This is a genomic window from Vibrio tubiashii ATCC 19109 (assembly GCF_000772105.1).
GTDB lineage: Bacteria > Pseudomonadota > Gammaproteobacteria > Enterobacterales > Vibrionaceae > Vibrio > Vibrio tubiashii.
Genome location: NZ_CP009354.1, coordinates 941,718 through 962,267 on the forward strand (window position 1 = coordinate 941,718; position 20,550 = coordinate 962,267).

Consider the following 20,550-nt stretch of genomic DNA (forward strand, 5'->3'; position numbering starts at 1 on the left):
CCTTGCCGCCTAGAGTCTGACTGGCGCTGAGCAACTGAGAGTGAACCTGGTATGAATATCAATTTATCGTCGGTATCGGAAAGTCCTAAAGTGACCAAAGCCACCACAGAAGGTGGTGACGCGACCTCTGAATCTTCAGAATCAGGAGGCTTTTTCTCCAAACTTGCTGCGCTGATTAAAGGGGAAGGTGAGTCTGAAGGCAAAGTCGATAAAAGCCAAACTAAGGCGAGTGCTGAAGGCGAAGAAGTGAGTGTTGACGGGGACTCTGAGACTAAAAGTGTCAAAGTTGCTGCGACTGAAAGCCAAAGTACCGACGAGTTGCTGGAATCGGAAGAGACTCCATCTGCGAAGTCAGAAAAGGTAGCCTCTCAAGGTGAGGAGAGTGAATCAGCCAAACCTACGGTTTCCGATAAGCAAGTTGTTCAAGCCAATTCTCAGTCTGCTGAAAAAATCGTCTCAGATAACGACGAAGTATTGCAGCGACTCGATCACTCCAATAAAGCGCTTCAGCCAAAAGACGGCAAAGCGTTGCCACAAGATAATTCTGAGCAGCAGGTTGTCGCTGACAAATCTGCTCAAGGTGGTGAAGAAGCCGCGGCAGTGGGAGCGACTAAATTAACCAGTGATATGGACGACACCGATACTCAACAAGCCAATTCAAAGCAAAAGTCTGTTAACACTGAATCTGAAGTGACTCAAGCAGCGAAATCACAGCAACAAGAGACCGTTGTCGTCAAGTCTGCTGAGGGTGAGGAGGTTGTAGTTCCCGCCTCAGCGGAGCGCTTTGTACAGCAACCTTCAGAACAGAAAAATGATGAGTTAACTGAACAGCAGTCAAGCCCTGAGGTCCCTGCTTCGGTGGTAGGTGCTGCGGCAGTAACTCAAGATGATGTTGTAGAGTCAGCGAGTAAACAAGCAACACCTAAAGTTAAGAGTGAACACTTACAAGCTACAAATATCGCTAGTGCTGAAAACAATGCCCAAGTGGTTTCCGATATAGAGCAAACAGAAGGTTCGGACTCAGAAGTGGTTGAAGGGGTTGCGTTAGCAGCAGGAGCCACTGTGTTAGGTGGAGCGGCAGTCGTTGCGGGCTCTGGTGCCGAAAAAGCCACTGATGGTGCAAGTACAGTTGCGGTTCAAGCTCCGAGTGGCGCTCAATCACTCGCTGCGGCAGGTGAAAGCCAAACTGAATCAGATATTGACCCAAGTATTGCGGCAGCGACAGTAGCTGCTGGTGCGATTCCTTGGGCGGCCTCGGTAGAAGGCCAAGCAAAAGATGACGTAGCCATTAAAGCGGACACTATGCCTAAGGCTCAGCAGGCGCAAGTCGCTCAGTCCGTACATCAAGCCATCGTTAGCCAACAATCTCAAGCTCAGCTTGCACAAGCGACGCAGCAGCAGGGTGTTGTACCAACCATGCCCACTGAATTAGCTGCGGCTCAAATGCAGCAAATGGCAGCATCGCCAAATGCGGCTATGGTTCAAGACCAGGCCATGCTTAAGGCCGTTATGGGGGCGAAAGCAGCGGGTACGCTTGGGCAAATGGCAGCCAACAAAGATGGGGCTCAGCAAGGGGCAGAATCTAATACAGGTTTTGCTCAGCAATTGGCGCAAGCTTCAGGGCAGCAAGGCCCGGGCGCATTAGGTCAGGTAAGAGCTGAGCAAGCGGCTCAAGCACCGTTACAATTGAATCGAGAACTTGCAGGAGAGCAAGTGGCTGAGCGCGTACAGATGATGATGTCGAAGAACCTGAAAAACATCGATATTCGTCTTGATCCCCCAGAACTAGGCCGCATGCAAATTCGCATGCACATGAATGGTGATGCGGCGACAGTACACTTTACCGTTGCCAACCAGCAAGCCCGTGATGTGATTGAACAATCAATGCCAAGATTGCGCGAAATGCTTGCTCAACAGGGTGTACAATTAGGTGACAGTTCCGTTCAGCAGCAGGCTTCTGGTCAGCAGCAAAGACGCTACGCCGACAACGGACAAGGAAATAATGGTCAAGGTAGCAGCAATCAGGGCTTCTCTGGTGAAGAAAACCTTGAACCAGACATCAATCTTGATTTGAATGTCGCAGCAAAGCGTGATGGAATTAGCTATTACGCTTAAACTGTTAAAAACAAAAGAATAGAGAACGTTAAGTTATGGCAGACGAAGAACTCGAAACGGAAGCACCCAAAGGAAAAAGTAAGCTACTTATCATCATTATTGCTGTCGTAGTGTTACTTGCTGGTGGTGGCGGAGCTGCTTTCTTCTTGATGGGCTCAGATGAGCCAGCAGAGGGACAAGAAGCCATGCAACAAGAAATGGCTGCACCGACAGATCCAGTGGCTTACGTTAATATTCCCCAACCATTTTTATTTAATGTCACAGGTGATAAAAAAGATCGCCTAGTTCAGATTAAAGTCCAGCTCATGGTGCGTGGAAGTGAGAACGAAAACCTTGCCCGCTACCACTCGCCATTGATTGAAAGTTCGCTGTTAAGCACGTTTGCTTCAGCTACCGTAGACCAATTACGTACGGTGAATGGTCGAGTTGAGCTACGTGATAAAGCGACTGATGACATTAAAGCCAGTTTGAATCGAGCAGTGGGGCAGCCTGTGATTGAGCGGGTGCTGTTTACTGACTTTGTAATGCAATAGGTGACGAGTGACTGATCTATTAAGCCAAGATGAGATTGATGCTCTCTTACACGGTGTAGATGACGTTGATGAGGCCGAAGAGGAAGAAGTTGCCTCGGATGCCAGTGCGGTAGAGTTCGACTTCTCATCGCAAGACCGCATTGTTCGTGGTCGAATGCCAACGCTAGAGTTGATCAATGAGCGTTTTGCCCGCCATATGCGCATCAGCTTGTTCAACATGCTGCGCAAAACCGCTGAAGTCTCTATCAACGGCGTACAGATGATGAAATTTGGTGAGTACCAAAATACCCTGTACGTCCCCACCAGCTTGAACATGGTGCGCTTTAGACCACTAAAAGGTACGGCTCTGATTACCATGGAAGCACGTTTGGTGTTTATTTTGGTAGAGAACTTTTTTGGTGGTGATGGTCGCTTCCATGCTCGTATCGAAGGTCGTGAGTTTACCCCAACCGAGCGTCGTATCGTTCAGCTTCTGCTTAAGATCGTGTTTGAAGATTATAAAGAAGCTTGGTCGCCTGTCATGGGGGTGGAGTTTGAATATCTCGACTCTGAAGTGAACCCGAGCATGGCGAACATTGTCAGCCCGACAGAAGTGATTGTTGTGAGCTCATTCCATATTGAAGTGGATGGGGGAGGCGGTGACTTCCACGTGGTTATGCCTTACTCCATGGTTGAGCCGATTCGCGAACTGTTAGATGCGGGTGTCCAGTCCGACAAGATGGAGACTGACGTTCGTTGGAGTACTGCGCTGCGTGAAGAGATTATGGATGTTCCGGTTAACTTCCGCGTCGATTTGTTAGAGCAAGACATCTCGCTGCGAGACTTAATGGAGCTCCAACCAGGTGACATTATACCGGTTGAAATGCCAGAGCACGCGGTGATGTTTGTTGAAGAGTTGCCTACCTATCGTGTCAAGATGGGGCGCTCAGGAGACAAGCTTGCAGTCCAAGTATCAGAAGAAATTAAACGACCAGATGTGGTCAAAACGGATATCGCCTTCTTGGGTAAAGACGTCATTTCTGAACTAGAAGAAGACGACGGCGAAATCGAAGATTAAGAGATTATATAGGTAACAAATATGGAACCGAGTGATGACCAAAAACTGGCGGACGAATGGGCAGCAGCACTGGGAGAAGATCCGGCTGCACCTGAGATAGACGTCGATGAGGTAATGAACGCTCAGTTAGATGAGCTACAAGATACATCATCGCCTATCTCGGAAGATGAACGTCGTAAACTGGATACCATCTTAGACATTCCAGTGACCATTTCGATGGAAGTTGGACGTTCGCAGATCAGCATCCGTAACCTACTGCAGCTTAACCAAGGTTCAGTGGTGGAACTGGAGCGTTTGGCGGGTGAGTCATTGGACGTACTAGTGAACGGCACTCTGATTGCTCATGGCGAGGTTGTTGTGGTCAACGATAAGTTTGGTATTCGTCTTACCGATGTAATCAGTCAAACTGAGAGAATCAAGAAACTTCGATAGTGCAAGGATAGCTATGTCTTTCAAGGTTAAGGAGTACTTACTTTACTCACTTATACTGCTTTCTCCTTCTGCAATGGCTACCGCCTCTCAACCTGGTAGCCAGCTTGATTGGGCGACCACTTTTGGGTCGCTCTTATTCGTTATAGTCTTTATTTTATTTTTGGCGTGGCTACTCAAGCGAATGCGAGTTCCAGCCTTAGTCAATCAGAAGGGCTTAAGTGTGGTGCGTCAAATTGCGGTGGGCCACAAAGAACGTATTGTGATTGTTCAAGCAGGAGAGGAGCAATTCTTAGTTGGCGTGACTGCGCAATCAATCCAACTTATCTCAAAACTGGAGAAACCTTTGTCTCAGGAGGAGATAGCTGCGAGTCCTTTTTCCAATCAACTGACTCAGCTATTAAAGAAGAATGAAAAAAGCTAATAACCTAATATTGATTGTCTTAGCGTTTGTTCTGACACTGTTTTCTGCGTTCTCTCAAGCACAGCAGGAGATAGAAACCCCTGTGCCGAGCAATATGGCACCGTCTGATTCCGTGACTGTCACAGCGATGGAAAAGGAGCAAGGGGCGTCACGTACGATAGCAGCAGGTACAACGACTGGTGGTGGCATCCCTGCCTTTACCATGACCACCAATGCTGACGGTGGCGAAGACTACTCTATCAACCTACAAATTCTCGCCTTGATGACCATGCTTGGTTTCTTACCAGCCATGGTTATCTTGATGACATCATTCACGCGAATTGTCGTTGTTATGTCTATCCTAAGGCAGGCGATGGGTCTCCAGCAAACACCGTCAAATCAGGTGATAATCGGTATTGCTATCTTCCTCACCTTCTTCATCATGTCGCCGGTGCTAAACAAAATTAACGATGACGCGATTCAGCCGTATATCAACGAACAGATAACCGCTCGCGAGGCATTTGATGTAGCTCAAGTGCCAATGAAAGACTTTATGCTCAAGCAAACGCGCGTCAAAGACTTAGAAACTTTCGTTAATATTTCGGGTTCGACGGCAACAAATCCAGAAGATGTTTCGATGGCGGTGTTAATCCCTGCCTTTATCACTTCAGAGCTTAAAACGGCTTTCCAGATAGGCTTTATGTTGTTTTTGCCCTTTTTGATTATCGACTTAGTGGTGGCATCGGTATTGATGGCGATGGGTATGATGATGCTTTCTCCTATGATCGTATCACTTCCATTTAAATTGATGTTGTTTGTCTTAGTAGATGGCTGGAACTTGATTTTGTCGACTTTGGCCGGCAGTTTCGCCTTGTGACGGGAGAAAAACTATGACTCCTGAAATGTTTGTTGAGCTGTTTCGTGAAGCACTTTGGATGGTACTCATCATGGTGTGCGCGATCATTATTCCCAGTCTGCTGATTGGTTTAGTGGTTGCCATTTTCCAAGCAGCGACCTCGATCAACGAACAAACCTTAAGTTTCTTACCTCGTTTAATTGTCACGCTACTCGCGCTGATGTTGTTTGCTCACTGGATGACACAAATGCTAATGGAGTTTTTCTTTAGCATGATTGAGCGACTGCCTCAGGTATTGTATTAGGTCGCGCTATGGAGTACCCAACGAGCATCGTTTTAGACTGGATTGCCAACTATTTTTGGCCTTACACCCGAATCGCAGCCATGCTGATGGTAATGTCGGTAACGGGTGCTCGTTTTGTCTCTACTCGTGTTCGTCTCTATTTGGGGTTAGCGATTACCTTTGCGGTAATGCCAGCGATTCCAGCGGTGCCGGACAATATTGAATTGCTCTCTTTTGCTGGCTTTATGACACTACTGGAGCAGATCATCATTGGTGTTGCGATGGGCACTGTTACCCAGTTTATGATCCAGATTTTCGTTATCTTGGGTCAGATCTTAGGTATGCAGTCGAGCTTGGGTTTCGCCTCCATGGTTGACCCAGCCAATGGACAGAACACCCCCTTGCTTGGTCAGTTATTTATGTTCCTCGCGACCATGTTCTTCCTAGCGACCGATGGTCACTTAAAAATGATCATGTTGGTCGTGATGAGCTTTAAATCTTTGCCGATTGGGACGGGGTCATTAACCACGGTTGATTTTAGAGAATTAGCCTTGTGGCTAGGGATTATGTTTAAAGCGGCGTTGAGTATGTCACTGTCAGGCATTATCGCACTACTAACTATTAACTTGTCGTTTGGTGTTATGACTCGTGCCGCGCCACAGCTGAACATTTTCTCTTTGGGCTTTGCGTTTGCGCTTATGGTCGGTTTGCTGTTGTGTTGGTACATTATTGCCGGACTCTATAATCACTATGAGCTAATCTGGTTACAAGGTGAACAGCAAGTTTGCTCGTTCATCAGGTTGAACTGTTAAGGCCTGTTGACCTTTTGAGCTGATTTTTGCAGCAGTTTGTGGGTTCTTTCTGCAAGGCAGAGGCTTTGAATTGTAGTTGCCCTACGTGATAAGCCGATAACGCAGCAGAAGGGAGCCACAAACGCTGCCCGAAGGGTTCGGCTAAAAGCGTTTTACTCTTTGTTGAGAGGTATTTTGCTTAGAATGACTAGGCGGCAAACCTCTCGCCGCGATTAAAACGCTTTTATCTCGAACAAAATTTAACCGCAAAAGGTCAACAGACCCTAGGAGGCTGAATGGCAGAGTCAGACGGTCAAGAACGCACAGAAGACGCCACGCCCAGACGCTTGCAACAGGCTCGTGAAAAAGGGCAGGTTGCAAGGTCAAAAGAGTTAGCGTCGGTATCTGTATTGGTCGTAGGAGCCATCTCTCTAATGTGGTTTGGCGAGAGTCTTGCGCGCGCTTTATTCAGTTCAATGGGCAGATTGTTTACTCTCTCTCGCGAAGAAATATTCGACCAAGTTAAGCTATTTGATATTGCTTTGGGTTCATTAGGCAGTTTGCTGCTACCTTTGTTGCTTATTCTGGTGACGCTGTTTTTGGCGGCGTTAATCGGCGCTGCTGGGGTAGGTGGAGTGAGCTTTTCAGCGGAAGCCGCCATGCCCAAATGGTCAAAGATGAACCCGTTAAGCGGCCTAAAGCGTATGGTCGGCTTGCAAAGCTGGGTCGAGCTGATTAAGTCCATTCTAAAGGTGGCTTTGGTTTCCGGCATGGCGTTTTATTTGATCAGTGCTGCCAAAGAAGATCTATTTCAATTGAGCCTAGATGTTTATCCGCAGAACATCTTTCACTCGCTCGATATACTGCTCGACTTCATTTTACTGATTAGTTGTACCTTATTGATAGTTGCGGCTATCGATATTCCATTTCAGATTTGGCAACACGCCAATCAACTGAAAATGACAAAGCAAGAAGTGAAAGACGAATACAAAGAGACTGAAGGTAAGCCTGAAGTTAAAGGTCGTATTCGTATGTTGCAACGCGAAGCCGCCCAGCGACGTATGATGTCTGAAGTTCCTCAAGCCGACGTTATCGTAACCAACCCAGAGCACTTTTCCGTTGCACTGCGCTACAAGCAAGACACAGACCGAGCGCCAATCGTGGTCGCCAAAGGCACTGACCATATGGCACTTAAAATCCGCGAGATTGCCCGAGAGCACGATATCTATGTGGTTCCGGCTCCACCCTTAGCTCGCGCGCTGTACCATTCAACAGAACTAGAGCAAGAGATCCCAGATGGGTTATTTACCGCTGTGGCACAGATCCTCGCTTACGTATTCCAGCTAAAACAATACCGCAAACGCGGTGGTCAAAGACCAAACCTCAAAGCGTCAGAGTTGCCGATTCCACCGGAGTATAGGAAGTAGGGCTGGCGCGGAACGGGCTGCGCCCTATGGAACGCTTCGCTTATGGAAAACGGGATCGGGCTTCGCCCTTCGGGAAGAACAAAGTTGACTCGCTAAGGAATTCAATCAACCTTAGTTATCCAGTTATCCAGTTATCCAGTTATCCAGTTATCCAGTTATCCAGTTATCCAGTTATCCAGTTATCCGTAGGACGAAGTCCGTTCTCGAATCCCGTTATTTCTCTGGAATTGAAAGCAACACCAACAGTGCACCATCGCCGCCAAACTCTAATGGCGCTTGGTGGAAAGCCATCACGTCAGGGTGCTGAGCAAGCCAAAGCGGGGCTTTTTGCTTAAGGATATGTTTACCGATGCCATGCTGCACACAAGCACAAGAGATTTCATTCTTAATGCAATAGGCGATCATCGCGCCAAGTTCGCGTTTTGCTTCTTGCTGCGTCATACCGTGCATATCTAAAAACACATCTGGTACGTACACACCACGACGCAGGCGTTTTACCTCGTACTGGGAAACATCATCACGGGCATAACGTGTTGGGCCATCTTCATTGAGAAGCGGAACAAACTCATCTGAGAAGTAAAACTCTGTATCGCTTGCTTCACGGGCAGTTCGAGTAATTTCTTTTTGCTTAGTATTTTTTTTTGGCTGCTGGACTATGGTATCCTGTGACAACTTTTTTACGCCTTGTACTGCATCCCTAAAAAGGGCGAAGTCGTCATCCATATCGGTGTCTTTTTTGCTCATGGGACTAATTAGTAAATATATAAATGCAATTAGCAGTATTGTAGCGCTTTTCGGAGGCAATTTTGGATAAGATTTTTGTAGAAGAAGCGGTTTCAGAACTTCACACGCTTCAAGATATGATTCGTTGGACTGTGAGTCGTTTCAACGCTGCGAACCTATTTTACGGTCACGGCACTGATAACGCATGGGATGAAGCGGTACAGCTGATTCTTCCAACACTGTACTTGCCAATTGATGTGCCTCCGCATGTACTGAACTCTCGCCTGACAACCAGCGAGCGTATGCGCATCGTTGAACGTGTAGTGAAGCGCATTAACGAGCGCACTCCAACGGCTTACCTAACCAACCGTGCTTGGTTCTGTGGCCTAGAGTTCTTTGTTGATGAGCGTGTATTAGTGCCACGTTCTCCAATTGGTGAGATGATTCAAGCGGAGTTCCAGCCTTGGTTAGTTGAAGAACCAACACGCATCATGGATCTTTGTACTGGTAGTGGTTGTATTGCTATCGCTTGTGCGCACGCTTTCCCTGAGGCGGAAGTGGATGCGATTGATATCTCAACCGATGCTCTACAAGTTGCTGAGCAGAACGTTCAAGATCATGGTATGGAGCAACAAGTTTTCCCAATCCGTTCTGACCTATTCCGTGATCTACCAAAAGAGAAGTACAACCTAATCGTGTCTAATCCACCGTACGTGGACGAAGAAGACATGAACAGCCTACCAGACGAGTTCACTCACGAGCCTGAACTAGGCTTGGCTGCGGGTACAGATGGTCTGAAGCTTGTACGTCGCATTTTAGCTAACGCGCCAGATTACCTCACCGACAGCGGTATTCTTATCTGTGAGGTAGGCAACTCTATGGTACATATGATGGAGCAATACCCGCACATTCCATTCACGTGGATTGAGTTCGAGAACGGCGGTCACGGTGTGTTTATGCTCACTCGTGAACAGATGTTAGAACATGCAGCAGAGTTTTCTATCTACAAAGATTAATGCTTTGAATCGATGATTTAAGTGAAACGCCAAGCAGACATTGCTTGGCGTTTTTTATTGCGGGTTAAAAAGCGAAATAGATCCTTTTTAGGGGTTTACATCAAACCGTAATAAAGCGACTATGAATTTACGAAGAATTGAAGTGTAAAGCCCAGTTTACGGGCGCATAGGATTGAGGAAGTAATGGCAGGAAACAGTATCGGACAACATTTCCGAGTAACCACATTCGGGGAAAGTCACGGTATCGCACTAGGATGTATCGTCGACGGATGCCCTCCGGGTTTAGAAATCACTGAAGCGGATATTCAAGTTGATTTGGATCGCCGTCGCCCAGGCACTTCTCGTTATACCACTCAACGCCGCGAACCGGATGAAGTAAAGATTCTTTCTGGCGTATTCGAAGGTAAAACAACGGGTACTTCAATTGGACTGTTGATTGAAAACACCGATCAGCGCTCAAAAGACTATTCAGAAATTAAAGACAAGTTCCGTCCGGGCCACGCGGATTACACTTACCATCAAAAGTATGGGGTGCGTGATTACCGAGGTGGTGGTCGCTCTTCTGCTCGTGAAACCGCAATGCGTGTTGCCGCGGGTTCTGTTGCTAAGAAATATCTTAAGCAAGAATTTGGCGTTGAAATCCGAGCTTATCTTTCTCAAATGGGCGATGTTTCAATTGAGAAAGTCGACTGGGATGAGATCGAGAACAATGCCTTCTTCTGCCCAGATGCTGACAAGGTAGATGCATTTGACCAACTTATTCGTGATCTGAAAAAGCAAGGCGACTCTATTGGCGCTAAGCTTCAAGTGGTTGCGACCAATGTCCCTGTAGGTCTCGGTGAGCCAGTATTTGACCGTTTAGATGCAGACATCGCCCATGCACTGATGAGCATCAACGCAGTGAAAGGTGTCGAGATTGGTGATGGCTTCGATGTTGTAAACCAAAAGGGTAGCGAGCACAGAGATGAGCTGACTCCAGACGGTTTTGCCAGCAACCACGCTGGTGGCATCTTAGGCGGTATTTCTACTGGTCAAGATATTGTGGCGAATATCGCGCTTAAGCCGACGTCAAGTATTACTGTGCCAGGTGAAACTATCACTAAACAGGGTGAACCAACGCAGCTGATTACCAAAGGTCGTCATGACCCATGTGTAGGTATTCGTGCAGTGCCGATTGCTGAAGCCATGCTAGCAATTGTGGTGCTGGATCATCTGCTGCGTCACCGTGGTCAAAACCATGGTGTAACGACCGAGACACCGCAGATTTAAGCGAGTCATTAATTTGAAAACGGCCTCCAATTTGGAGGCCGTTTTATTTTGAGTGTCTATGAGATATTGGCTCTTGCATTTGCCCTGTAAATGGTTAATTTTAAGGTGTGATGGTTGTCATAAATATTATTGTAATCATATAGTTAAGTTGTTGATATACTCGATATTGATCACGTTTGATTGATGAGGTTTGTACTAGTATCCGTTTGGTTTATTAACAACTAGGTGAATACTAATGAACAAGAAGCTGTTATCTTGTGCAATCCCTTTTTTCCTCTCTTTTCCTACATTCGCCGCTGATGGAGATATCCATCAGGTCACCATCCTAGGTACGTCAGATATCCATGGTCACTTTATGCCTTGGGACTACGCCGCGGACAAACTCAACATGCGTGGAAGCCTTAGCCAAATCGCGACAAAAGTTAAGGCGATTCGCCAGCAAGAGTCCAATATCATCTTGGTCGATGCGGGCGATACCATTCAAGGCAACTTTGTCGAGACATTCAAAGACGAGCCTGTAGACCCTATGATGCTTGGCTTCAATGAAATGGATTATGACGTTTGGGTCTTGGGTAATCATGAATTTGATTTCGGCGTCAGTGTGCTCAATCGCTCGCTCAAACAGTTTAAAGGCCAAAGCTTAGCTGGCAACATTAAGCACCCAGACGGTAACCGATTCTTACCGGGCTACACGATTATCGAGCGTGGTGGCATAAAAATTGGTGTGATTGGTATGGATACCCCAATGACCGAAGTGTTTGCGCAAGGGACTAACCGTTTAGATGGTATGACATTTACTAACCCTAGCATCGAAGTAAAGAAGATCATTAAGAAGCTTGATGAGCAAGTCGATGCGCTAGTGCTGGTCGCGCATATGGGGATTGATAATGAGAATGACATTGCTGATACGGGCGTGACAGATATTGCCAATATCAATCCAGAATTAGATGCGATCGTCGCAGGCCATATGCATACACGCATTGATAAGGCTGTCGTCAATGGGGTTATTGTTACAGAGCCAGATAAGTATGGACGTGCGCTTTCTCGTGTCGATCTTCAATTTGAAGAGCGCGATGGGCAATACACCTTAATCAATAAAGACAGCTTTACTTATAAGATTGATGGCATTGTCTCTGACGAGAAAATGGAAGAGTTGTATCAGCCTTACCACAAGCGTTTGAGAGAGATGGCCAATCGTCCGATCGCCGAGCTAAAAGGTGTTGACCTAGTGCCTGAAAATGAAATCCGCGGAATTCCGCAAGTTCATGTGCAAGATACCGGGATAAGTGCCTTATACCAAGAAGCTAGCTTCTATTACTCACCGAAAGCAAATGTGATTGCACTACAAATTGATAACGATAAAGCACAGCTTAATGTCGGGACAATTAAAGCCAAAGACATCGCCTACAACTATCAGTATGCGGGTGGCGAAATTACCGTTTATGAGATGACAGGTAAAGACCTTAAGACTTACATGGAGTGGTCAGCAGGGTACTTTAACTCGGTGAAGCCTGGTGATGTGACTTATAGCTTTGACCCAGAGCGTCGCGCATCAAAATACTCGACGAACGACTTCTTTGCAGGTGTAACCTATAAGATCGATTTAACCCAACCGAAAGGTCGACGAATCACAGATCTTAAGTTCGCAGATGGAACCCTTGTTAAAGATGATACGGCGATTCGCCTAGGTATGAATAGCTATCGTATGGGCCATTTGACTAAGCAAGGTGGAGTGCTTGAAGGTCGTGACTTTAAAGTGTTGTCTGATTCGAAAGCGGTGTATGGTGAAGAACAAGGTACGATTCGCAACTTAACCATCCGCTATTTGACCGAACAGAAGAAAGGCCACTACCAAAGCAAGCCGCAAAAGCGTTGGCAGCTAGTGGGTATGGATGATAGTTACAACAAAGAACGAGAAGTGGTCAAAACTCTTATTAATAAAGGTAAGATCTCTGTACCAAGTAGTGAAGATGGTAGATACACCAACATTGCTTCAATCAATGTCAAAGGGCTTAAGTTTGCCAATGACCAAGCAGCGAAAGAAGCGGTGAAAATGCGTCAAAACAAATTTGCCTCAGCTTCAGGTTATGAAAAACAGGCTCTTGAGAGAGACATCGCTATAATAGAAGCGATTAACTAAATAGCATGGGCTTGGTAATACCAAGCCCATTTTCTATCTCTATTTTTTTGACGCTATCCAATTGTTGATGTTTTCGCGTACCACTTCCATAGGTTGCTGCCCATAGCGCAGTAGCTGATCATGAAACTCGGCGTAGTCGAATTGGTCACCTAGCTCAGCTTGTGCTTTAGCAAGCATCTCTTTAATCACTAAGTAACCTGATTTATAAGAAACGGCTTGGCCCACATAAGCGGCATAGCGGAAGCTTTCCGATTCGATATCCCCTTCACCAAGTGCAGAGTTAGCTTTCATATAGTCACGCGCTTGCTGAATACTCCAACCTTGGCTGTGAATGCCTGTATCAATAGCTAAACGCATATTTCGCAGCTGTGCTTCATTGAGGCTGCCAAAGTATTGAAGGGCGTTACACTCTTGCTCATCTTTATAGATTCCTCCCTGTAGTTGGCTGTAATCAGCGTTAGCAGTACACATCCCGGTACCGTTGCTAAAGGTCGGTTTACCATGGCTATCTAACTCACCATAAATACCCATTTCCAGCCCTAGCCATTCGGTATAGAGTGCCCAACCTTCGCCGTAGGCGGTGTACCAAATATCCTCCATATAGGCGGGTTTATTTGCTGGTGGGTATTCTAGCGCGTAGGCATTTTGGAAATGGTGCCCCGGCGCGGCTTCATGTAGTAGCAGCGTAGAGACATTCCATTTCTGTAAGCTGTAGTCTGGATTAGTGTTGAGGGTGAAGACATTGTCATCATAGGAGGCGACACCAGCGTACAGTTCATCTTCTGCTGCGGTTGGCTCAATCGAGTAGTCAGTTTTAATTGGTTTGAAATAACCTTGTACGACATCATTGGCGTTGACTTTGAACAGGTAGTAATCCGTCAGTGCCCCTTCACATGCCTTGGGAACAGAGGCGTGGCTACATACTTGACTGTACTGGTTGTCATCGGTGGAATAGCCATCTCGCCCATAGAAAAACTGCTCACTATTGAGGTATTTGAAAAACTCATCCAGATTAATTTTTCCTGAATCGTTAGCCAGCTCAAAGGTGTGTTTGGCAACCTTGCCAGTGACTGGGTCCCGATAATCCGCTTCTACGATTGCGCCGCGTTTTTTAACCACAAGCTCAGTTACGCGAATCATTTCAGCTTTAGCATCCGCAACCAGTTGTTCTCCTAAGCGATGTAATTCTGCAGCGGATTTTCCAGTGGTACTGTTTCTATCTAAATGCCACTGATACCAGCTTTGTCCGTTAGGCAGATCTCCCCAACCGATATTGGTGTCGGTAAGCTGTCCATCGCCACGCGCAGCTTGGGTGTACTGACCGTGAAGGTAAGCGAGGAGCTTTTGAGTGGCGAGTTGTGCCTTGCCCACTTCTTTTTCGTATTGATGAATAAATTCAGGACTGTACTCAGGCTGAGTTTTTAGATCCTTCAAGCCAACCTTGAGGACCGAAAAATCATCATAACTAATCGCATCGACGCTGCTTTGGTAAAGCCTTTCAGCAAGAATTGCGGGCAACTGTATACCTTGTAGTTGGCCTTGCTGGTATTGGCTGCGTAGGTTGTTGACCCAAGACGTGTACTCTTGAAGCGTTTCGAGTTGATCCTGATAGGTTTTCGAATCATCACCATTGGTGTTAATCGCAGCACCGGCTTCTTCCGCGTTCCATTGAATGTAGTTGTAGAAGTGGGTAACTGGCGTATCAAGGTTGCCAAAGCGAGCATTAGCAAAGCTAGCACCACGGATTGCAATGGTGCGATCAAATCGAAACGTGTCGTAGTAAACCTTCTCTTCATCCGATAAAGCGCTGCGGTCAATTTCGAGTAACTTACTCAGGTAAAGTCGATCGAGCGTTTGTTTCGCCCCCGCCATTTGATCGTTAACAATGCCAAATTGTGAGCTGTCCAATGACTTAGATTGCGAGCCATATTCATCAAGCAGAGCAGATAGCTGTTGAGAGGCATCCGGAGTGGATAAAGTGCTGCACCCAGAGAGGCTAAGCGCAAGTACGGAGAGAGTAAGACCTAGTCTATTTTTCATTGTTAGACCTTTTTGCTTTTAAATTTTAGTAGGAGTAAAAAGGAAAGGTCTGGGTTGGATGGGCTAATGCCTGAACTTTCCTTGTTGGCGATAAGGGTAAGATAAATGGCTCGCTAGGATTGTGCAAAAGGTCACAGGATTAACTTACTGATAACTAACCACTTGTGTACGCGAAATTGAAAGTGAGTGGTTATGTAAGGGGCGGGTAAATAGATGAATAGATATAAAAACGCCCTGTTTTACAGGGCGAATGCGAGATTAGTGCAGTGAACCTTCGGTTTCGAGGTGGAATGACGGCAATCGCCACTTGAAGCGAACCGCTGCCATACGAAGTAGGTAACCGACGATCAGGGTAGAAATGGTTGCTGTCACATCGTTAACACCGAACTCTAACTGAAGTAGGTACATGCCTGATGCGATAAGCGCTACAGAAGCGTACAGCTCTTCATGAAGCACTAGCGGCGTTTGGCGACAGATTAAATCTCGCAATAGGCCACCAAAGACACCAGTCACTAATGCTGACACCATACAAATCAGCGCGTGGTGACCCATGCCCATCGCCACTTTAGTCCCTATGATGCTAAACACAATTAGGCCCAAAGCATCCAATCGAATGAATAAGCCTTTTAGTTTAAGGACCCACTTTGCTAAACCTGTTGTCAGAACACCCGCCACACAGGTAATGGCAAGAAACTCAGGGTTTTTGACCCAACCAAGCGGGTAGTGACCCAGTAGAATGTCACGAACTGTACCGCCACCAATTGCCGTTGCACTGGCAACAAGCATGACACCAAACCAATCCATTTTGCGTCTGCCTGCACTCAAAGCACCCGTCATCGCTTCCGCAGTAATACCGATAATATATAAAACACTTAGCAGCATGGTGAATTCTCAATAAATGGCCAAAAAGTTAGACTGATCACATAAAATTAAGGCGTGAGTGTAGTGGGAAATGTGATCTGTGACGAATGAGATTTTGTTGGTGTGAAACTCGGTTTCAGATAACTATTTCTAATATCACTACATAAGATGTGGATTTGCAATTACGATTAAAAATGCGAAAATGCTGACCGCTGTATTAAAACGCTATCAACTGAGCTATGAACCACGATTATCAAGACCTAATCCGTATTTTCAATGACACATTTTTGTCTGGTTATAACACCAAACTAGAGCTAGGTGGAGACGAGCCAATTTATCTGCCTGCAGATGAAAAAACACCGCATCATCGGATTATTTTTGCTCGTGGGTTCTATGCGTCAGGAATGCACGAAGTTGCTCACTGGTGTGTTGCAGGGCCTAAGCGTCGATTATTGGAAGATTTTGGTTATTGGTATGAGCCAGATGGTCGTACTGAGCAAGTTCAGGCAGAATTTGAAAAAGTAGAGATTCGCCCGCAAGCCTATGAGTGGATTCTCTCTAAGAGCGCAGGATTTCCATTTACAGTCAGCTGTGACAACCTCAATGGTGATTTTGAACCAGACCGTTTAGCCTTTATGGCGAAAGTACACAGTGAAGTCGGAAAGATCTTCGAGCAAGGTATCCCACTGCGAGTCAAGATGCTGTCAGATGCGTTAAGAGCTTATTATCAAGTTCCAGAGCTAAACTACTCGATGTTTGCCGTGAAATGAAAAACAAGCCGCTTGATGCGGCTTGTTTGGTTTCAGTTACTGGATAAGCCACTGAGTTTGAGGCTGGTTGTTGTGGTTGAGAGTGTACACAAGCGGCGCTGTATTGGGTTCCATTACCGATACAACCGCAATCAGGGACTCACAGTGATTAGGGACTTGTAGTTGATAGCTCCCTGTACCTGATTGTAGTGCTGCCTTAACCATGCACTTGCTGTAATCGACTGACTGTAAGTTACCTCCTGCGTTGTCACAGATGGATATATAAACCTGTGACGAGGCCAAATGGGGCAAGCTCACGTCCACATCCACTTTGTATACTGAGATCAGGCTATTGGCCGGATCAATCTGCAGCGTGCTGAGAGAGACAGGCGTACCGCTGCTTGCTGGTGCGGGTGTTGAAGAACCTGTTGAGCCAGCTCCCGTTGAACCTGAAGATCCTCCTTCACCGCCTCCTTCACCGCCTCCATCACCACCTCCGCCGCCACAACCGTAGAGAGGAAGGATAAGAGCGAGTCCAAGTAGCATTGTTGTTTTTGAATTCCACATAATCTTTTCTCCCTTAGTCGACATAAATTTTGCTGTTGTTCGGAATGGTGTACCAAGTCGGCTCTGTCAGTCCGGTTGTATCTTGAGCAAACTCTGCAAACTTCGAGTAGGCGTCTAAGATGTTCTGCTGCTCTAGCGGATGTTGCCACGTGGTTGGAATCTCAATGGCCCAAGGTAGACCGTTAGCATTGTGGTAATGAGTCTCACCATTCGATGCGTCTACGCCATTCGCCTTGTATCGCGAGTCAAACTTACTGGTAGGCGCTTGGTTTTTTAGATGGATTTCCAGAGCGCGCCCAGGGTAACCACCACTTAGCTGATATCCGACGTCACCGTAATAGTGACCGGGAGAGGCGAAAATGAATGGGTCGTAAGGGAAGCTTGGCATTGTTTCAGTATTGACCGCATTTTCTAACGAGAAGGTTAAGCTCCACGTCGGGCGATAAGTGGTCCCACAGTTCTCTTGGGTTCTGAACATGGTACAACCTTCCGCTTCACCCGATTCGGTGATATCCCACAAGTCTTGATGGATGATAAATACGGCATCGGTGGTATCGCTTTCCAAACTGCTGGAGTGAAGTGTATTGTTGACATAAAGCTGAACTGAGTCAGACTTGATGTCCTCGCGAGCGATACCTGGTAGTCGAATGGCAAAACCAGAGTGATAGTCGCCACCCAACGCAGCAACCTTGCCCTCAATTTTCATTCGTATAACCTGATTGTTGAGTTGGTATTCGGTGAATTTAACGTTCATTAAAACGTCATTCATATCGTAGTCACCAACGAGTGGGTATTGATCTTCGTAGGCAAAGGTAGTGAACCCGCCACCGCTTGGATAAACCTCAGTGACCACACCGCTTTCAGTAATATCCACGAGGTAATCTTCCACCTCCCCCGCCGGTACACCACCACTAGGGCCTATTCCCGAGGTATTTGATACACGAAAGCGTGCCCATGTTTCTCCTGCAACCGCCCATGTCGGTACTGAGAAGAAGAGGTCTCCAGTGTTGGCATCCACGGACTGATCACTGATGATAATTTCGTTAGATTCAAATTCTCCATCGCGATCGAAGTCTATCCATGCGTTGAGAACCGAGTTATCCGTTGCACCAGAGACTGATGCAATAATTTTACTGGTTTGGCCGACTTGAATCGGGACAGGGAACTGAATGCCGTCATCGTCATTACTGCCATCGGAAGTGTCATCACTGAGCGGGTAAGGGCTTCCATCGGTTTCACCGTCAACCAAAGCACCGAGCTTAAGGTCAGACATACCGTGTCTAGCACCTGATGAAGCAAAGGTGGTTTTGTAAGAATCTGGTGCGTCACCAAAGTCTGTGTACTCGCTAGGCTCGACAGGCGCTAAAGCACAGCGAGCGCCGTCATTCGAATTACTTGATGGACCATAAGCAAAGAACTCGGCCGTTGAGCTAGTGCCATTGATGGAGACTTTAAACACATAGCCATTGCTGTTGTTACTGGCATAGAAGTTACCATCAACGTCAAAGTAGACCGCGCCGAAAGTCAGGCGATAGCCAAGTACGTTTTTGTCGAGTAATTGGTTTAGTCGGGTTGAGGTACCTGCGCTGACATCAATTTGCCATAGATAGCCATTGGCATCGATCGAGTAGGCTAATCCGTTATCTGGATGGAACGCTAAATCGTAGATGGAGGGGTTACCAAATTGACTTGGTGGAGAAGACAGCTCCATGACTAAGCTTTCTAAATCTATTCGATATAAGCCGTAGCTTGGTCGATAGCCGTACCAAGCGTTTTCATCGAGTGACACATCACCGACATAAATGGACGTTGGAGCCCCTGCAGGCTTGGTAATATTGAGTAGGGTTTTGGTAAAAGTTGAGTCAATGCGAGAAAGTGAGGCGACACCGTAGTCCCAACCATAGATAAAGTCATCGTGCTTGCTGTATCCAACGCCGTTGAGTTTATCCAAACCTAAGTTCGAATCTAAAGTGATGTAGCTACCGACATCGATGTTTACGCCGTAAGCGACTGGCGTACCGGTTGGGTTTTGAATTAAGAAAGCTTGTGTCGGACATTCTGAAAAAGGCGTTTCTGCCATAACCATTGATGAGCCAGTTAAAGCGACAGTGACCATAGCTATTTGAAGAGCGGTAGGTTTTATTTTCATTGGTTCTTCCTCGCTGAACTTAGGTGAATATTTGAGGAAGTGCACAGGGCGTGCCATACGCGCAAGCCCTGCTATGACTAGGGTTTGCGTTGGAATTCTCAATGTGAGAAGCTTGGCGTTCTTTTTGAGAAGCAAACTGATTAGGCGTTAACGCAAAATGATTATTGAATTTGAAGAACAGCTGCTAGAGCTAATTGATGCACGTATTTCATCGGCATCGGATGATGAGTTATTTGCTGGTGGCTATCTACGTGGTCATATTTCTTTGTCAGCAGCAGCATGTGAAGAAGAAGGCATTAACGATGTAGAAACGTTGAAAGAGCGAATCCAAGCCAGCTTAGATGACGCACGCTCGGAATTGACGCCTGCTGACCGCACAATTGTCAATGACCTATGGATTGAGCTAGTCAACAACGCGTAATCAGAAACGCACTAAATTATCTTAAATAAGGGGTTGTTCGAATTTTTCGAACAACCCCTTAAATTATTTATAGTTGTTGCTTTTCTGTTCAGTGATATTCTTCTAAGCACATATCGAGGAACGAATAGGAAATCAGATTATGAAAATTGTAGCCTTTGGAGCATCAACCAGTTCAACATCCATCAACAAGACTTTAGCGACTTATGCAGCGAATCTCATTGAGGGTGCAGAAGTAACGATTCTCGATTTAAATGACTACCAAGTCCCTATGTTTAGTGAAGATACAGAAAAAGAAATTGGTCAGGCAGAGGGAGCGAAAGCATTCTTAGCTGATTTAGCTCAAGCCGATGCGATTGTTGTTTCTTTTGCTGAGCATAACGGATCTTACCCAGCGGCATACAAGAACCTATTCGATTGGTCGACGCGTATTGAGCGAAATGTGTTCCAAGAAAAACCAGTCGTGTATTTAGCAACCTCTCCGGGCCCAGGTGGTGCGCAAACGGTACTTGCTGCTGCAACTGGCTCAGCACCTTATTTCGGCGCAGAGGTAAAGGCTTCTGTTTCCGTACCAAGCTTTTATGACAACTTCGATTTAGAATCGGGTCAGTTCCGCAATCAAGAGATTGCGCAGCAAGTAAAGCAAGCAGTGCAAAGCGTAGCTTAAGTCTCTGAGAGATATAAAAACGCCGTCACCAGCGGAAAGTTGGTGACGGCGTTTTGT

At 46.4% G+C, this 20,550-nt stretch carries 20 protein-coding genes; 15 read left to right on the top strand and 5 right to left on the bottom strand.

Annotation, left to right across the window (positions count from 1 at the left end; translation table 11 throughout):
- Nucleotides 1-51: 51 nt before the first annotated feature.
- The 9 genes from IX91_RS04360 to flhB all read left to right on the top strand — a co-directional run bounded on the left by IX91_RS04360 (nt 52) and on the right by flhB (nt 7,894).
- Nucleotides 52-2,115, top strand: a complete 2,064-nt coding sequence (locus tag IX91_RS04360; RefSeq protein ID WP_004744464.1) for a flagellar hook-length control protein FliK — start codon at nt 52-54, stop codon at nt 2,113-2,115.
- Between the two features lie 35 nt (nt 2,116-2,150).
- Nucleotides 2,151-2,648 (top strand): flagellar basal body-associated protein FliL, encoded by a 498-nt coding sequence (fliL, locus tag IX91_RS04365; RefSeq protein ID WP_004744465.1) that lies wholly within the window; start codon nt 2,151-2,153, stop codon nt 2,646-2,648.
- A gap of 7 nt (nt 2,649-2,655) precedes the next feature.
- A complete protein-coding gene (gene fliM / locus IX91_RS04370; protein WP_004744466.1) occupies nt 2,656-3,705 on the top strand; it encodes a flagellar motor switch protein FliM in 1,050 nt (349 codons plus the stop codon).
- A 21-nt stretch (nt 3,706-3,726) separates the two neighbouring features.
- Complete coding sequence (gene fliN, locus IX91_RS04375) at nt 3,727-4,137, top strand: flagellar motor switch protein FliN (RefSeq protein WP_004744467.1); 411 nt, start codon at nt 3,727-3,729, stop codon at nt 4,135-4,137.
- A 13-nt stretch (nt 4,138-4,150) separates the two neighbouring features.
- Complete coding sequence (fliO, locus tag IX91_RS04380) at nt 4,151-4,558, top strand: flagellar biosynthetic protein FliO (RefSeq protein ID WP_004744468.1); 408 nt, start codon at nt 4,151-4,153, stop codon at nt 4,556-4,558.
- Complete coding sequence (fliP, locus tag IX91_RS04385) at nt 4,545-5,414, top strand: flagellar type III secretion system pore protein FliP (RefSeq protein WP_004744469.1); 870 nt, start codon at nt 4,545-4,547, stop codon at nt 5,412-5,414. Before fliO ends, fliP begins: the two co-directional genes overlap by 14 nt.
- A gap of 13 nt (nt 5,415-5,427) precedes the next feature.
- Nucleotides 5,428-5,697, top strand: coding sequence for a flagellar biosynthesis protein FliQ (gene fliQ / locus IX91_RS04390; RefSeq protein ID WP_004744470.1), 270 nt, complete (start codon nt 5,428-5,430; stop codon nt 5,695-5,697).
- An 8-nt stretch (nt 5,698-5,705) separates the two neighbouring features.
- Nucleotides 5,706-6,488, top strand: a complete 783-nt coding sequence (fliR, locus tag IX91_RS04395; protein WP_004744471.1) for a flagellar biosynthetic protein FliR — start codon at nt 5,706-5,708, stop codon at nt 6,486-6,488.
- 275 nt (nt 6,489-6,763) lie between these two features.
- Nucleotides 6,764-7,894 (top strand): flagellar biosynthesis protein FlhB, encoded by a 1,131-nt coding sequence (gene flhB, locus IX91_RS04400; protein ID WP_004744472.1) that lies wholly within the window; start codon nt 6,764-6,766, stop codon nt 7,892-7,894.
- Between the two features lie 213 nt (nt 7,895-8,107).
- Here flhB and smrB read toward each other — a convergent pair whose 3' ends face one another.
- On the bottom strand, nt 8,108-8,638 hold the full coding sequence (smrB, locus tag IX91_RS04405; RefSeq protein ID WP_038197586.1) for an endonuclease SmrB: 531 nt from the start codon (nt 8,636-8,638) through the stop codon (nt 8,108-8,110).
- Nucleotides 8,639-8,700: 62 nt separating this feature from the next.
- Here smrB and prmB point away from each other — a divergent pair, with 62 nt between their 5' ends.
- The 3 genes from prmB to IX91_RS04420 all read left to right on the top strand — a co-directional run bounded on the left by prmB (nt 8,701) and on the right by IX91_RS04420 (nt 13,042).
- Entirely contained in the window at nt 8,701-9,633 is a 933-nt protein-coding gene (gene prmB / locus IX91_RS04410) for a 50S ribosomal protein L3 N(5)-glutamine methyltransferase (RefSeq protein WP_004744474.1), read from the top strand.
- A gap of 183 nt (nt 9,634-9,816) precedes the next feature.
- Entirely contained in the window at nt 9,817-10,902 is a 1,086-nt protein-coding gene (gene aroC, locus IX91_RS04415; RefSeq protein ID WP_004744475.1) for a chorismate synthase, read from the top strand.
- A 235-nt stretch (nt 10,903-11,137) separates the two neighbouring features.
- Entirely contained in the window at nt 11,138-13,042 is a 1,905-nt protein-coding gene (locus tag IX91_RS04420) for a bifunctional metallophosphatase/5'-nucleotidase (RefSeq protein ID WP_004744476.1), read from the top strand.
- 39 nt (nt 13,043-13,081) lie between these two features.
- On the opposite strand, the gene IX91_RS04425 is transcribed toward IX91_RS04420, so the two are convergent.
- Nucleotides 13,082-15,082: a DUF885 domain-containing protein gene (locus IX91_RS04425; RefSeq protein WP_004744477.1), complete on the bottom strand. Its 2,001-nt coding sequence runs from the start codon at nt 15,080-15,082 to the stop codon at nt 13,082-13,084.
- 258 nt (nt 15,083-15,340) lie between these two features.
- Nucleotides 15,341-15,964, bottom strand: a complete 624-nt coding sequence (locus tag IX91_RS04430) for a trimeric intracellular cation channel family protein (RefSeq protein WP_004744478.1) — start codon at nt 15,962-15,964, stop codon at nt 15,341-15,343.
- A 218-nt stretch (nt 15,965-16,182) separates the two neighbouring features.
- Between IX91_RS04430 and IX91_RS04435 the strand changes: the two genes are divergently transcribed.
- Complete coding sequence (locus tag IX91_RS04435) at nt 16,183-16,713, top strand: elongation factor P hydroxylase (RefSeq protein WP_004744479.1); 531 nt, start codon at nt 16,183-16,185, stop codon at nt 16,711-16,713.
- Nucleotides 16,714-16,749: 36 nt separating this feature from the next.
- Here the strand turns inward: IX91_RS04435 and IX91_RS04440 are convergent, their stop codons facing one another.
- Together IX91_RS04440 and IX91_RS04445 are read right to left on the bottom strand one after the other, a co-directional pair.
- Nucleotides 16,750-17,259: a hypothetical protein gene (locus IX91_RS04440; protein ID WP_004744480.1), complete on the bottom strand. Its 510-nt coding sequence runs from the start codon at nt 17,257-17,259 to the stop codon at nt 16,750-16,752.
- A gap of 13 nt (nt 17,260-17,272) precedes the next feature.
- On the bottom strand, nt 17,273-19,408 hold the full coding sequence (locus tag IX91_RS04445) for an LruC domain-containing protein (RefSeq protein ID WP_004744481.1): 2,136 nt from the start codon (nt 19,406-19,408) through the stop codon (nt 17,273-17,275).
- A 157-nt stretch (nt 19,409-19,565) separates the two neighbouring features.
- Between IX91_RS04445 and IX91_RS04450 the strand changes: the two genes are divergently transcribed.
- Together IX91_RS04450 and IX91_RS04455 are read left to right on the top strand one after the other, a co-directional pair.
- Nucleotides 19,566-19,829, top strand: a complete 264-nt coding sequence (locus tag IX91_RS04450; protein ID WP_004744482.1) for a YfcL family protein — start codon at nt 19,566-19,568, stop codon at nt 19,827-19,829.
- 139 nt (nt 19,830-19,968) lie between these two features.
- Entirely contained in the window at nt 19,969-20,493 is a 525-nt protein-coding gene (locus IX91_RS04455) for an NADPH-dependent FMN reductase (protein ID WP_004744483.1), read from the top strand.
- The last annotated feature ends 57 nt before the right edge of the window (nt 20,494-20,550 follow it).